Origin of the sequence: Avibacterium gallinarum (assembly GCF_002921135.1) — a bacterium.
GTDB classification, from domain to species: Bacteria; Pseudomonadota; Gammaproteobacteria; order Enterobacterales; family Pasteurellaceae; genus Avibacterium; species Avibacterium gallinarum.
Window position 1 is genome coordinate 256240 of record NZ_PQVJ01000011.1, and the last position, 13337, is coordinate 269576.

The window sequence follows — 13337 nt, forward strand, 5'->3', positions numbered from 1 at the left end:
TCATACGCTGTCTTTTTTAGCGAAGCAATAATAGGCTCAGGGCAGAAAGGCTTAAAAACGGCGCAAAGGGAATTTGCTGTGCAATTTGTTGTCCGTCACGCCTGCACAATTTTTGTATGCCACAAAAAACAATGGCATAACAGCAAGCAAGAAAAACAAAGTGCGGTAATTTTTGCCAGAAAATGCCTGCTCCAAGTGCAAACGCTAGCCAACAATCCCCTTCGCCTAACATTGTTTTGTGATAAATCATTTGGCTTATGTAGCAAATACTATAAAAAATTAACAAAATTCCCACCGCACTTGCTAAAGCCCACTCCAACGAAAGCGGAATAACGTGCCAATGCACGCCAAGCAGCGTCCATAAGAAAAGCCAAACGCATAATAACGGTGAAATCAATCGATAAAGCCAATCAATAATGCTGATTAAAATCACCAAGCTCAGCCAAATCGCCCACCATAATGCGACATAAGGATCCGCATTAAGCTTGCTACATAAGGCAAACAATCCTGCAAAGGCAAAAATATAACACAAAAAACCACCGCACTTTTTATTTTCCAAAATAGAATGCGGCATTGGCTTTTCTCTTTGTTGTGGCTGGAAAAGTTCACAATAATCTTGCCATACACTCTGAGTTAGCCGTTGAGCAAAAGTAGCAATATACAGAAAGATAAGTAGCCCCACGAAGCTACCCAATAAAAATGTTGCAAGCGTTATCATTGGATCATCGATCCCATATTGAAAATGGGTAAATACATTCCTAGCAACACTGCACCGATTAAGCCGCCAATAATCACCATTAGCAAGGGTTCAAGCAGTTGAGAAAGTAGATCCACCTGATGATTGAGATCCTGCTGATATTTATCAGCAATATGTTGTAACATTTGCGCTACCTGCCCACTTTCTTCACCAATTTTTAGCATTTGCTGCGCTGTCATTGGAAAGAAATCACTGGCTACGCTATCGGAAAATTGATAACCTTGATTGAGCCAATATAACGCCGTTTCCACCGCTTGATTTAGCACGGGATCAGCCACATAGCTTTTTTCCACCTGCCAGCTTTGCTGTTTTGGTAAAAAAGATTGCAATGCCATATTTAACGGCACGCCTGAGCGTAACATTAACGCAAGGGCTTGGCTAAAGCGAATTAGGCGGGCTAACTGGGTAATCTTACCGAAAACTGGCATTTTATTGATACATCTATTTTTCCACTTTATTAGCTTTGCCGAACGCTTTAGACGAAAGCGAATAAACAGCAAAACCAGTATAAATAATAAAGCAAGTTGCCAAAAATGTTGTTGCAATCCTTCGGAAAGATGTAATAAAAATGCGGTAAATGCAGGTAAGCTAGCATTATTATTGCCGTACATTTCAGCAAATTGTGGCACGATAAAAATCAGCAACAACAAGGTCAAAAGCACGGAAATGCCTAGCACCAACATGGGATAAAGCAAGATTTTTTGGATTTTTCGTTGCAGAATTAACGACTGCTGACGATATTGTGCAATTTGCTCACACACTTGCGCGAGCTTGCCTGTCATTTCGCCCACTTGAATTAGCTGTTGTTCCTGTTGTGAAAAATATTTCCCTTGTTTTTCAATTCCTTGTGAAAAACTTAAACCGCTTTCAAGATCTTCTATCAATCGCCCAAGCCAGAGATTTAAAGAAATCACTGTGCAATTCTGCAGCAATAATTGCAAACTTTGCTTAATTGGCACGGCGGATTTCAGCAGTAACGCCAGCTGGTTAATCAGTTCATACAATTCATTCGCTTTCGGTTTACGCGGAAATTGCCAGTTGCGTTGCAGCTTGATATTTTGCAACTGTCGTTGAAACAAGGCTTGCCGCGCTATTTCAATATTCTCTGCTACAATCATACCTTGTTGTTTTTGTTGCAAAAAATTCGTGGCTTGCCAATTAAACAGTTTCATTGTTCCTTCATTCATTGATGTATCACGATTATCTTTCTCTAGCCTAGCTGAAAAAACTCACAAAAAAACCACCGCACTTTATTTTTACGATCAAGATCGCAAAAATAAACGTTCACCTTACAAGTTAAAAATACTCTGCTACTTTTTAAGCATTTTTTGTTGAGAAAATTCAATAAGATAAAAATTTATAAAATTTCACTTCAAAAATAATCAATATAGCACATCAAAAAAAGAATGTTTTTTAATCAAATAATAAAAAATATGATATGAATCACAATTTTTATTTAGTGCAGTGCAAAATCCGTGATCTTCATCACATTATTTTAGAGTATTTTCGTTTAGAATGCGCGCCTGATTTTATAGTACTTAAACCATAACCACTTGTATAAGGAGTCCTTATGGCTATTGCGATCATCATAGCAACGCACGGCGTGGCAGCAGAGCAACTGCTCAAAACGACCGAAATGTTGATTGGTGAACAAGAAAATGTTGCCACGATCGATTTTGTTCCCGGCGAAAACGCTGAAACGATTATGGCGAAATATCAGGAAAAACTCAGCACAACCCTATCACATTGTGATGAAGTCTTATTCCTTGTAGATACTTGGGGCGGCAGTCCGTTTAATGCGGCAAACCGTGTATCGGAAGGCAAAGACAATATGGATATTGTGACTGGGGTAAACGTGCCAATGTTGGTGGAAACCTTTATGGCGCGTGATGATGGCCCAAGTTTGCAAGAACTCGTGGCGATTGCCTTAGAAACAGGCCGTACTGGCGTGCGTGCTTTAAGATATGTGGAAGAAGAGCCAGAGCAAGCGCCGCAAGCCGTTGCTCAAGCAGCCCCTGCACCAAGCCAACCTGAAGTGGTTACACCAAATAAAGAAGGTCATCTTGTTGTTGGGCTTGCGCGTATTGATGACCGCTTAATTCACGGTCAGGTAGCAACACGCTGGACAAAAGAAAGCAAGGTTTCTCGCATTGTGGTAGTCAATGACGATGTGGCAAAAGATAGCGTACGATCTACAATGCTGAAAAGCGTAGCCCCTCCGGGCGTTACCGCTCACGTTGTGGGTGTGGAAAAAATGATCCGCGTTTATAACAACCCTGAATATGCGGGCGAGCGTATGATGTTGTTATTCACCAATCCAACAGACGTGTTAAAACTGCTAGAAGCTGGCGTTGATATGAAATCCATCAACATTGGTGGTATGGCTTATAAAGATGGTAAGAAAATGATTACCAGTGCGGTATCTGTTGATGATAAAGACATTGACGCATTCAAAGCCATTGATGCAATGGGCGTGGAGCTTGATGTGCGTAAAGTATCAAATGATAGCCGTCAATATATGATGGATTTATTGAAGAAAAACAATCTTGTGTAAAGGATGAATATTATGGAAATTTCAACGCTACAAATTATTCTTGTATTTATCGTTGCCTGTATTTCAGGTATGGGATCGATTCTTGATGAATTTCAAACTCACCGTCCACTTATCGCTTGTACCCTTGTGGGCTTAGTGTTAGGCGATATTAAAACGGGGATTATTGTGGGTGGTTCATTAGAATTACTTGCTCTTGGTTGGATGAACATTGGTGCGGCACTTGCGCCTGATGCGGCATTAGCTTCTGTGGTTTCAACCATTCTTGTGATTGTGGGTGGTCAAGAAATCACTACGGCGATCGCATTAGCTATTCCACTTGCCGCAGCAGGTCAGGTTTTAACCTATGTGGTGCGTGCAATTACCGTAGGTTTCCAACACGCAGCAGACCGTGCGATTGAAGATGGTAACTTGAACCGCTTAGACTGGATTCACTGCAGTGCCTTGATTTTACAAGCAATGCGTATTGCGATCCCAGCGTTAATCGTGGCTCTAACCGCAGGTACAGACGCAGTGCAAGCAATGTTAAATGCAATTCCGCCAGTTGTGACAACAGGCTTAAAAATTGCTGGTGGAATTATCGCCGTTGTGGGTTATGCAATGGTGATCAATATGATGCGTGCAGGCCACTTAATGCCATTTTTCTACGCAGGCTTCGTGATTGCCGCCTTTACTGATTTCAACCTTGTTGCCTTAGGTGTGCTAGGTGCAATTATGGCAGCACTTTATATCCAACTTCACCCGAAATACAACCAAAGTAAACAAGTGGTGCAAGTGGTTTCAAATGGCAACAATGATCTTGATAACAGATTAGATTAATGGGGTAAGAAAAAATGACAACTGAAATGAAAAAAGTAACCCAAAGCGATTTAAATAAAGTAGTAATGCGTTCTAACCTTTTCCAAGGTTCTTGGAACTTTGAGCGTATGCAAGCCCTTGGCTTTGCTTACTCAATGGTGCCTGTTATCAAGCGTTTATACCCAGATCCAAATTCTCAAGAACGCAAAGATGCAATCAAACGCCATTTAGAATTCTTTAACACGCAACCTTTCGTGGCCGCACCTGTGCTTGGTGTAACCATCGCAATGGAAGAAGAACGCGCAAATGGGAAAGAAATTGATGATGCGGCAATCAACGGTATCAAAGTGGGTCTAATGGGGCCATTAGCAGGTGTAGGTGATCCAATTTTCTGGGGAACGGCTCGTCCTGTATTCGCGGCACTTGGTGCGGGCTTAGCATTAAGCGGAAGTATCCTTGGCCCATTATTATTCTTCGTTTTGTTCAACCTTGTACGTTTAGCAACTCGTTATTACGGCGTAGTTTACGGCTATAAGAAAGGGCTTGATGTGGTGCAAGATATGAGTGGGGGCTTATTGCAAAAACTCACTGAAGGGGCATCAATTCTCGGTCTATTCATAATGGGAGCGTTAGTGCAAAAATGGACAAGCATTAATGTGCCACTGGTGGTTTCCACCATTGAAAAACAAGACGGTACGATTGAAGTAACCACCGTACAATCTATCCTTGATAGCTTAATGCCGGGCTTATTGCCATTGCTATTTACCTTTGCGTGTATGTGGTTATTACGCAACCGCGTCAATGCGTTATGGATTATCGTGGGCATTTTCATCATCGGTATTATCGGTGCTGCAACCGGTATTCTTGCTTAATCGTTACTTAAACGCAGAATAATGCTAAAATTAAACTCTCCCCGAACTTTCGCGGAGAGTTTATTTTTTATCTAATCAGAATACGGACGTTGCTATGATCAATACCGCTTTATTAGTTTTTATCATTCTTTATTTTTTATATGCTTTCTACGATCAATTTATAATGGAAAAACGCTTTGGTGAAACCATCTTAAAAGTGCGTTTACGCCGTAAATCGAAAATCGAAGGCATTATTATGCTCGCACTGGTTGGCGTTGCGATTTATCAAGCGCTACCACAAGGTATCGAACCTTACACAATGTTTTTATTAGTAATGTTCAGTATTTTGATGATTTATCATTTCTTTATTCGCTACCCTGTGTTTATTTTGAAAAAAGAAGGCTTTTTCTTAAATAATCTTTATTTGCAATATGCTTATATCAATACCATCAATATCGGTGAAAATGGCTTTTTGCAATTAGTGCTAAAAAACGGCAAAGCCGTGCCTTTGGTGGCTGAAAATCCTAAAGATGTGGAAAAAATCCTACAATATCTCACAGATAGCGGCCGCATTTCGCAAGATCAAAATGCCCTAGAACAAGCTAAGCAACAAGCGAAACAAAAATCCACGACGAATAAAAGCGAAAAAACCAATAAAAAAGGAAAATAACAATGCTTTACCCATTAAATGGTCAGCTCCAGCATTATGTCTGGGGCGGACACCAATTTTTACCTGAGTTTCTGGGCATTCCAGCCGAACAAAATCAATATTATGCCGAATGGTGGCTAGGGGATCACAGCTCTGCCCCATCAATCATTGAAGAAAATGGCACCTCTGAGCCACTAAACGCATTTTTAGCGAAAAATCCCACCGCACTTGGGGAAGCAAGCCGAACTCAATTTGGTGATAACTTGCCTTATTTGCTGAAAATTTTAGATGTGAAACTGCCCCTTTCCATTCAGCTTCACCCAACAAAAGCACAAGCTGAAGCAGGCTTTGCAAGAGAAAATGCCCTAGGCATTGCCTTAAACGATCCAAAAAGAACTTACAAAGACAACAATCACAAACCTGAAATGATGATTGCCTTGTCTGATTTTTGGTTATTGCACGGATTCAAAACCAAGCAAGCCATTCTGCAAACCTTGCAAGCACGCCCTTCTCTCGCCCCGCTTGCAGAAAAACTTGCACAACAATCCTTAGCAGATTTTTATGCAGACATTATGCAAGCCGACCAGCAAGCCCTTGCGGCGTGGCTCAACCCAATTATTCAAACCAATCAAAGCGCTTATGCACAAAATCAGCTAAGCCTTGATAATCCTGATTATTGGGTGCTTTACACAATGGACGCAATGCAGATTTCCCCGGAAAAACTTGATGTGGGGCGGATCTGTTTCTACTTATTTAACATTGTGGAAGTGAAAAAAGGCGAAGGCATTTTCCAAGACGCGGGCATTCCACATGCCTATTTACGCGGACAAAATATCGAATTAATGGCCTGTTCTGACAACGTTATCCGCGGCGGCTTAACCCCAAAACACGTTGATATTGCTGAACTATTGAAAGTGATAGACTGCCGAGAAGTCGTGCCACAAATTATCCCTGTTGCACCAAAAAATGAGCCAGTATTCACTTATCAAACACCAGCAAAAGATTTCGCCCTCACCCAAGTGAGCTATCAACAAAACGAACAACACTGCTTACACGCACAAAGTGCCGAAATTTTATTGGTAATGCGCGGCGAGCTAAAAATCAGCGAAAATTCCACCGCACTTTCTTTAAAACAAGGTCAATCGGCATTTATCAGTGCAGATTCTGACTATTTAATAGAAGGAATTGAAGAGGGGTATGCGGTGATTGCGAAATTGCCCACCGAAGATAACTAAAATAAAAAGTTTACTTAGAATATTCAAAAAGCGGTGAAAGATACTTCATCGCTTTCTGCTATGAACGCTCATACCCCACATCTTCCAACGTTGGATTTTCTGCACCTTGTTTTGCGAGCTGATCGCAGATTTCGTTTTCTCGATGCCCGCTGTGTCCTTTCACCCATTGCCAATGTATTTGGTGTCTTTGTGTTTCATTATCAAGCAATAACCATAAATCTTGGTTTTTCACTGGCTTGCCTGTGCTAGATTTCCAGTTATTTTTTTTCCAATTAAAAATCCACTTAGTAATGCCATTTTTCATATATTGGCTATCGCTATGTAGAGTAACTTGGCAAGGTTCTTTTAAGCTAGCTAAAGCCTCAATAACGGCTCTCAGCTCCATTCGGTTGTTTGTTGTTTGGAAATAACCTTTTGAAATTTGTTTTTCGTGCTGTTTGTAACGCAATAGAACGCCTATGCCACCCGCACCGGGGTTGCCTAGACAGGAGCCATCAGTGAAAATTTCAATATGTTTCAACATAAATTCAGATAAATTTTAGCTATAATTTTTTTTCAAATGGGGCGATAATACCGCAAAATTTCATAAAGAGATAGGAAAACTATGACGACTTCACTTATCCCTGAACGTCAAATTGTGCTAGATACAGAAACCACTGGTATGAACCAATTTGGTACGCATTATGAGGGACATTGTATTATTGAGATCGGTGCGGTTGAATTGATTAACCGCAAATATACGGGACGAAAGCTGCATTTGTACATTAAACCTGATCGTCCTGTTGATCCTGAGGCAATTAAAGTTCACGGCATTACTGATGATATGTTAGCGGATAAACCAAGTTTCTCTGAAGTGGCTCAAGAGTTTATTGAGTTTATTCAAGGTGCTGAGTTGTTGATTCATAATGCGCCCTTCGATGTGGGATTTATGGATTATGAATTTGAAAAACACAAGTGCAATGTGAAGACTAGCGATATTTGTACCGTTACAGATACCTTACAAATGGCTCGCCAGCAATATCCCGGCAAGCGCAATAGCTTAGATGCGCTTTGTGATCGTTTACATATCGATAATAGTAAACGAACACTACACGGTGCATTGCTGGATGCGGAGATTCTAGGCGATGTTTATTTAGCAATGACAGGTGGTCAAACAAGCTTGTTTGATGATACGGAAACCGAAGAACCAATACAACAGATTGAAGAAGAAGTACAAATTGAAAGTGCGGTGGTTTTTTCACAAGATTTTACTGTGATTACACCCGATGCAGAAGAAGAGCAAGCCCATTTAGACTATTTAAAATTAATTAATAACAAAAGCAAAGAAAACTGTTTATGGATAAAACGAACGGAGAATGAAAGCGTACATTAGCGCTCATTCATTAATCAGTTAAACAGCAGGGTATAAAAATTGCTTGACGAACTTTTCGTTCACTATTATTATGCCTCTCGCTAATGCGGAGTGGTAGTTCAGCTGGTTAGAATACCTGCCTGTCACGCAGGGGGTCGCGGGTTCGAGTCCCGTCCATTCCGCCAATTTAGCATTTTCAGATTCGGAGCGGTAGTTCAGCTGGTTAGAATACCTGCCTGTCACGCAGGGGGTCGCGGGTTCGAGTCCCGTCCGTTCCGCCAATCTTTTTATATCTTAAAAATGCTCCTACAATTCAAAGTTCTGTTCCAGCATATCAAGTCCAAGTAACTAAAATAAATGGCATAGCTAAATGGCTCTTACCAAAGTATATTTATTCACAGATTCAATAGTAGTTTTTACCCTGAGAAAATGAAATTTTCAATGTCTAAATCTACCTATTTTTCACACATGAAAAGATAATTTTGATAGCCTTTCAAACTTGCATAGACACCTCGAACATAATGATGTTTATAAGGATAATAGTCTTTCAGAACGTTCCTCTAAAAAGGTGTTATATGCTAAATACCAGTAATGTAAGCACCGATAAAAATGGTATCAATAAGTAAATGACAGGTTTTAATGTGGATTTTAGGACTTTATCAATGTGCCTTTGAATAGTTCTAATAGAATATTGATGAACCTCAGCAAGTTGTTGGTATGTTTGGCTTCTTAACAGTATATTCATATTAAATTTGAATAGAATTTGGTCGTTTGGAGAGAGAGAAGCTCTTATGATAACGCGCACATTACAGTACCGAACGCCATTTTTCTCGCCCTTTTTTTGAATGCTTGAACTTAGCAAAAAATGCATTTTTTAGGTTCATATTTCAAAAAAGTGACCTAAAGCCTTATACTATAAGGCTCTAAACATCTTTTTACCAATACTTTTGTTTATCATGTCCAAAAATTTGCACCGCACTTTGTTTTGTACGAGTAGGGAAAACACATAAGAAAAAAGGCTAGACACGCTAGCCAAAAATTATTGATGACTAAGAAAGAGCGGAGATTTTCCGCTCTTTTTTCTTGTTATGATAAAAACTTCGCTTTTAGCTCTTTTGCCACGGCAATTTGTTGTGCGGTGGCTTTGGCGGTCATTGGTTCGCGGCAGTAGCCAGCGTCCACGCCTTCAAGTTTAAGCAATTCTTTAATGGTGAGATACAAGCCGTTTGCCAAAATGCCTTCGATGAGATCATTGGTAACGTGTTGAATTTCGCGGGCTTCGGCAAGTTTGCCGGCTTGGGTAAGTTCAAAAATTTGTCTTGCACGGATACCATTAACGTTGAACGTACTGCCAATCGCACCGTCCACGCCAAGGGCAGCGGCTGGTAGCATCATTTCATCAAAGCCTGCCCACACAAGATGATCTGGGTAAGCTTTTTTCAAGCGTTCTAACAAATAGAAATCGCCTGCGGTGAATTTTACGCCTAACACTTTCGGGTTTTTGTAAAGCTCGCCGAATTGCTCTACCCCAATATTCACACCAGTTAAGAATGGAATGGAATAGACGATCATATTATTGCCTGTTTCGGCAATAATGGTGTCGTAATAATGTTTGATTTCTGCAAAGCTAAATTTGTAGTAGAACGGGGTTACCGCAGAAAGGCTGTCGTAACCAAGTTCCGTGGCGTATTTCCCTAATTCCACGGCTTCGTGCAAATTTACGCTACCCACTTGCGCAATCAATGCTACTTGGTCTTTTGCTTCGTCTTTGGCAATGCGGAAAATTTCTTTTTTCTCCGCAGTGGAAATCATAAAGTTTTCCCCTGTGCTGCCGCCCACATACAAGCCGTCCACTTTCATTTTATCAATGTTGTAGCGAATAATTTCACGCAAGCCTTTTTCATTGATTGAGCCGTCTTCGTTGTAAGATACAAGCAAGGCGCTAAAAATGCCTTTTAAGTTTTTCATTGGTTTCTCCTAAACTAATTTATTTGATCCGCTGTTCTAAAATTACATTCACGGTTTTTTGCTTCATTTCTGTTGCATTTTCTTCTTCGGCTTGCACGATCAAGGCATAAATTAAATCTAACACAAAGAGCTGTGCAATTTTTGTTCCGATAGAATCTCCTTGTAGTTGCCCCTGTCTATGTCCGTTGATGAGAACATAATCGGCAACCTGTGTAATGGGCGAGCGTAAATTGTGGGTTAATGCCACCGTTGTTGCTCCGTTTTTCTTGGCAATATTTAAAGATTGCGTGGTTTCTTTAGAATAACCTGAGTGGCTAATGCCAATCACCACGTCATCTTTATTCATCAACGCAGCTTGCATATACATAAAATGGTTGTTGCTAATAGCGTCCACCTGTAACCCAATACGCATTAATTTGTGTTTTGTATCTTCTGCGGTAATGCCTGATGAGCCCACGCCAAAAAGAAACACGCGTTTTGCCTGACGCATTGCCAGCACCACTTGTTCAAGCTGTTTTACATCAAGCAAATTAATGGTTTCTTTAATCACATTATTAATGGAATTATGCAATTTTTCTGCGATACTTTGCGGATCGTCCGATTTACTAATATCGCTATCTAACAAAGAATTTGGCTGTTTTTCTTTGGTTGCCAATTCAATGGAAAGCTGCAATTTGAAATCGGTAAACCCTTTGAACCCGAGGGTTCGGCAAAAGCGAATAAAAGTCGCTTCCCCCACATCAAACTGCTGTGAAATTTCTGCCAATGAAAATTGGCTTAACAAATGTGGAGAAGATAAGATCGTAGTCGCAATTTTCTTCTCCGTTTTTGTCAGGCTGTTATACAACGCCCCAATGGTATCCAGAATATTCCCGCTTGTTGCAACCATAAAACTTCCCCCTGTGCTTGTTTAACTCACTAACTCCACTGGCACTTTTACCACTAATTTTTTGATAAATTCAGGATTTTCCCCAGCCACACAACCTGGTTTATGAGGCTCATAAGGGAAAAACACGGCAAACATTTTCGGTGTTAAAAACACCGCACTTTTGTTTGGAATCTCTGGCGTGAGCTGATAATCATCTGCTTCGTTGTATTCATTATAGGTGCTGAGATCAGGCTCATTTACACCATATTCAATCACTTCATTGCCGCTAATAAGCAGTTGAATATCAATGTATTTATGGTGAAGCTCAGCTTGTTTGCTATCACTTGGTGCGGTGTCAAACTCCATCACATTCATATAAATTTGATCGGTGAGATCGTGGCGTCCTACGGTTAATTTGGTGAGATCCATTCTTCTTAATTGATGACAAATTTCTGCCAGTACCATTGGTAAACCTCTGGAAAAATCATCACGGGTTAAATCGCCTAAAATCATTTCGTACTCCTTTGATTTTTATTGTTTTGCTACTTGTTGCTCTAGCCAATAAGCCGCCCCCAATAAGCCTGCATCAGCACCAGATTGAGCGGCTTCAACAGGGCATTGATAAAACTTGGGCATTGTCTGTAAATATTGTTGTACTAAAGGTAAATATCCTCGCGCCAAGCCCACACTACCGCCTAACACCACTTTTTGAATATCTAAGCTAATCACCATATCGGCAATTAAATTGGCAATGGCTTGCGCAGAACGTTGCACAAGTACAGTGGCTTTTTCGTCATTTTTTCTAAAGCGTTCAAATACTTCTTTTGGTGAACAAGGTTCTTCCCACTGTGAAGACACCGCCTCAATGGCGCGTCCTGATGCAATGGCTTCCACACAACCTTTACGCCCACAACCACACATTGGCCCATTGGGATCAGCAAGGGTATGGCCAATATGCCCAGCAATGCCGTTTTCGCCTGTGGTTAATTCGCCATTTAAAATGATCCCACCGCCCACGCCTGTGGATACGGTAATAAATAAGAAATTTTGCACCGCACTTTGATCTTGTGCTTGTAATTGATATTCCGCACAGACCGCAGCTTGCACGTCATTGAGTAAGCCAATGGGCTTATCGGTGTAACGCGCAATGCACGCTTTCAGTGGAAAATTGGCAAGGCCGCCCAAATTTTTCGGATTTAATGCGGTTAGCACGCCACGATTAATAATCCCTGTGGACGCCACAGCCACCGCATCAAACTGCCCTGCATAGCCTGTAACTAAAGTTTCTAACGCCTGCTCCATTCCTTGTGCAGACTGATCTTGCGGGGTACTAATTTGTTGGCGTTGTGAAATCACGCCATTTTCCACCAATGCGGCAGCAATTTTTGTGCCACCAATATCTAATGCTAAACAACGCATACGCCGTCCTTGTGTTGGTTATGATTTTGCTGATTTCACCGCACTGGCAAACCAGCTCACAATATGTTCTAAGCGAGTGAGCGCCGATCCCACGGTAACCACATCTGCGCCAATTTCAATGGCTTTTTTCGCCAGTTCTGGCGTGTTGTAACGCCCTTCCGCCATCACATAACAGCCTGCGGCTTTGAGATCTTTCACTAGCTGATAATCAGGCTCATCAGGCACTTCGCCGCCGGTGTAGCCCGACATTGTGCTGCCCACAATATCAAAGCCAAGTTTTTGGCAATATAGCCCTTCTTCCAAATTTGAGCAGTCTGCCATCGCCAAACAGCCTAATTCTTTGATTTTTTTCACCGCACTTTCAAGGGAAACAGGGCGTGTGCGCAGCGTGCCGTCCACGGCAATAATGTCTGCGCCCGCCGCTGCTAAATCTTCAATATCCTGCAAAAACGGGGTAATACGCACAGGGCTATCTGGCAAATCACGTTTTACAATCCCAATAATGGGCTTATCCACCACAGGGCGCGTGGCTTTTAAGTTTTCGACTCCTTCAATTCGCAATCCAGCTGCGCCTCCTTGCACTGAAGCTTGTGCCATTGCCGCCACAATCTCAGGCTTATCCATAGGGCCGTCATCAACTGGTTGGCAAGAGGCAATAAGCCCGTAGCGAATCTGGTTTAGCACATCTTGATGTGATAATTTTGACATATAAACTCCAAGATATTTTTAAGAAAGGAAGTTAATTTTCGCTGGGTGCTAGGATAGACCTCTGAAAATAAAATACAAGAAAAATAGTTTAAAAGTGAGATCTAGATCATAAATTGGAGTAAAATTTCATAAAACAATTTGAAAAAACTCCACTCGCCTTGTATTTTAAAAGGGAAATACGT

Annotated in this window: 14 protein-coding genes and 2 tRNA genes; 8 read left to right on the plus strand and 8 right to left on the minus strand. The window is 41.2% G+C overall.

The annotated features are described in order from the left end of the window. Nucleotides 1–16 precede the first annotated feature (16 nt). Together C3007_RS04725 and C3007_RS04730 are read right to left on the minus strand one after the other, a co-directional pair. Nucleotides 17–718 carry a prepilin peptidase gene (locus C3007_RS04725; RefSeq protein WP_103853341.1) on the minus strand — a complete coding sequence of 234 codons (702 nt, stop codon included), beginning with the start codon at nt 716–718 and terminating at the stop codon, nt 17–19. After that, complete coding sequence (locus C3007_RS04730) at nt 715–1929, minus strand: type II secretion system F family protein (RefSeq protein ID WP_103853342.1); 1215 nt, start codon at nt 1927–1929, stop codon at nt 715–717. Before C3007_RS04730 ends, C3007_RS04725 begins: the two co-directional genes overlap by 4 nt. Nucleotides 1930–2327: 398 nt before the next feature. On the opposite strand from C3007_RS04730, the gene manX reads away from it, so the two are divergent. The 5 genes from manX (at nt 2328) to manA (ending at nt 6841) form a co-directional block, all read left to right on the plus strand. Continuing rightward, nucleotides 2328–3311: a PTS mannose transporter subunit IIAB gene (gene manX, locus C3007_RS04735; protein WP_103853343.1), complete on the plus strand. Its 984-nt coding sequence runs from the start codon at nt 2328–2330 to the stop codon at nt 3309–3311. A 12-nt stretch (nt 3312–3323) separates the two neighbouring features. After that, a complete protein-coding gene (locus C3007_RS04740) occupies nt 3324–4127 on the plus strand; it encodes a PTS mannose/fructose/sorbose transporter subunit IIC (protein ID WP_017807082.1) in 804 nt (267 codons plus the stop codon). 14 nt (nt 4128–4141) lie between these two features. Continuing rightward, the gene (locus tag C3007_RS04745) at nt 4142–4978 is read left to right on the plus strand and encodes a PTS mannose transporter subunit IID (RefSeq protein WP_017807081.1); all 837 of its coding nucleotides are present in this window, start codon (nt 4142–4144) and stop codon (nt 4976–4978) included. A gap of 94 nt (nt 4979–5072) precedes the next feature. Then, complete coding sequence (locus C3007_RS04750) at nt 5073–5627, plus strand: DUF986 family protein (RefSeq protein WP_103853344.1); 555 nt, start codon at nt 5073–5075, stop codon at nt 5625–5627. Between the two features lie 2 nt (nt 5628–5629). After that, complete coding sequence (manA, locus tag C3007_RS04755; protein WP_172459843.1) at nt 5630–6841, plus strand: mannose-6-phosphate isomerase, class I; 1212 nt, start codon at nt 5630–5632, stop codon at nt 6839–6841. A gap of 58 nt (nt 6842–6899) precedes the next feature. On the opposite strand, the gene rnhA is transcribed toward manA, so the two are convergent. After that, nucleotides 6900–7364, minus strand: a complete 465-nt coding sequence (gene rnhA / locus C3007_RS04760) for a ribonuclease HI (RefSeq protein ID WP_103853346.1) — start codon at nt 7362–7364, stop codon at nt 6900–6902. Between the two features lie 81 nt (nt 7365–7445). On the opposite strand from rnhA, the gene dnaQ reads away from it, so the two are divergent. The 3 genes from dnaQ (at nt 7446) to C3007_RS04775 (ending at nt 8473) form a co-directional block, all read left to right on the plus strand. Further along, nucleotides 7446–8213, plus strand: a complete 768-nt coding sequence (gene dnaQ, locus C3007_RS04765; RefSeq protein WP_103853347.1) for a DNA polymerase III subunit epsilon — start codon at nt 7446–7448, stop codon at nt 8211–8213. A gap of 87 nt (nt 8214–8300) precedes the next feature. Next, nucleotides 8301–8377 (plus strand) — tRNA-Asp (locus C3007_RS04770). Between the two features lie 19 nt (nt 8378–8396). Then, nucleotides 8397–8473: transfer RNA gene (locus C3007_RS04775), tRNA-Asp, on the plus strand. A gap of 805 nt (nt 8474–9278) precedes the next feature. Here the strand turns inward: C3007_RS04775 and nanA are convergent. Genes nanA through C3007_RS04800 form a run of 5 tightly spaced genes read right to left on the minus strand, consistent with a single transcriptional unit; the run spans nt 9279 to nt 13155 of the window. Continuing rightward, nucleotides 9279–10160, minus strand: a complete 882-nt coding sequence (nanA, locus tag C3007_RS04780; protein WP_103853348.1) for an N-acetylneuraminate lyase — start codon at nt 10158–10160, stop codon at nt 9279–9281. A 19-nt stretch (nt 10161–10179) separates the two neighbouring features. Beyond that, nucleotides 10180–11049 (minus strand): MurR/RpiR family transcriptional regulator, encoded by an 870-nt coding sequence (locus C3007_RS04785; RefSeq protein WP_103853349.1) that lies wholly within the window; start codon nt 11047–11049, stop codon nt 10180–10182. A gap of 21 nt (nt 11050–11070) precedes the next feature. Continuing rightward, nucleotides 11071–11541: an N-acetylneuraminate anomerase gene (gene nanQ, locus C3007_RS04790; RefSeq protein WP_103853350.1), complete on the minus strand. Its 471-nt coding sequence runs from the start codon at nt 11539–11541 to the stop codon at nt 11071–11073. A gap of 18 nt (nt 11542–11559) precedes the next feature. After that, nucleotides 11560–12447 carry an N-acetylmannosamine kinase gene (locus C3007_RS04795; RefSeq protein WP_103853351.1) on the minus strand — a complete coding sequence of 296 codons (888 nt, stop codon included), beginning with the start codon at nt 12445–12447 and terminating at the stop codon, nt 11560–11562. Nucleotides 12448–12465: 18 nt separating this feature from the next. Continuing rightward, nucleotides 12466–13155 (minus strand): N-acetylmannosamine-6-phosphate 2-epimerase, encoded by a 690-nt coding sequence (locus tag C3007_RS04800; protein ID WP_103853352.1) that lies wholly within the window; start codon nt 13153–13155, stop codon nt 12466–12468. Between the last annotated feature and the right edge of the window lie 182 nt (nt 13156–13337).

Bases quoted from the DNA above. Each gene is read 5' to 3' on its own strand.
- C3007_RS04725 (WP_103853341.1), bottom strand. From the start codon at position 718: ATGATAACGCTTGCAACATTTTTATTGGGTAGCTTCGTGGGGCTACTT.
- C3007_RS04730 (WP_103853342.1), bottom strand. From the start codon at position 1,929: ATGAAACTGTTTAATTGGCAAGCCACGAATTTTTTGCAACAAAAACAA.
- manX (WP_103853343.1), top strand. From the start codon at position 2,328: ATGGCTATTGCGATCATCATAGCAACGCACGGCGTGGCAGCAGAGCAA.
- C3007_RS04740 (WP_017807082.1), top strand. From the start codon at position 3,324: ATGGAAATTTCAACGCTACAAATTATTCTTGTATTTATCGTTGCCTGT.
- C3007_RS04745 (WP_017807081.1), top strand. From the start codon at position 4,142: ATGACAACTGAAATGAAAAAAGTAACCCAAAGCGATTTAAATAAAGTA.
- C3007_RS04750 (WP_103853344.1), top strand. From the start codon at position 5,073: ATGATCAATACCGCTTTATTAGTTTTTATCATTCTTTATTTTTTATAT.
- manA (WP_172459843.1), top strand. From the start codon at position 5,630: ATGCTTTACCCATTAAATGGTCAGCTCCAGCATTATGTCTGGGGCGGA.
- rnhA (WP_103853346.1), bottom strand. From the start codon at position 7,364: ATGTTGAAACATATTGAAATTTTCACTGATGGCTCCTGTCTAGGCAAC.
- dnaQ (WP_103853347.1), top strand. From the start codon at position 7,446: ATGACGACTTCACTTATCCCTGAACGTCAAATTGTGCTAGATACAGAA.
- nanA (WP_103853348.1), bottom strand. From the start codon at position 10,160: ATGAAAAACTTAAAAGGCATTTTTAGCGCCTTGCTTGTATCTTACAAC.
- C3007_RS04785 (WP_103853349.1), bottom strand. From the start codon at position 11,049: ATGGTTGCAACAAGCGGGAATATTCTGGATACCATTGGGGCGTTGTAT.
- nanQ (WP_103853350.1), bottom strand. From the start codon at position 11,541: ATGATTTTAGGCGATTTAACCCGTGATGATTTTTCCAGAGGTTTACCA.
- C3007_RS04795 (WP_103853351.1), bottom strand. From the start codon at position 12,447: ATGCGTTGTTTAGCATTAGATATTGGTGGCACAAAAATTGCTGCCGCA.
- C3007_RS04800 (WP_103853352.1), bottom strand. From the start codon at position 13,155: ATGTCAAAATTATCACATCAAGATGTGCTAAACCAGATTCGCTACGGG.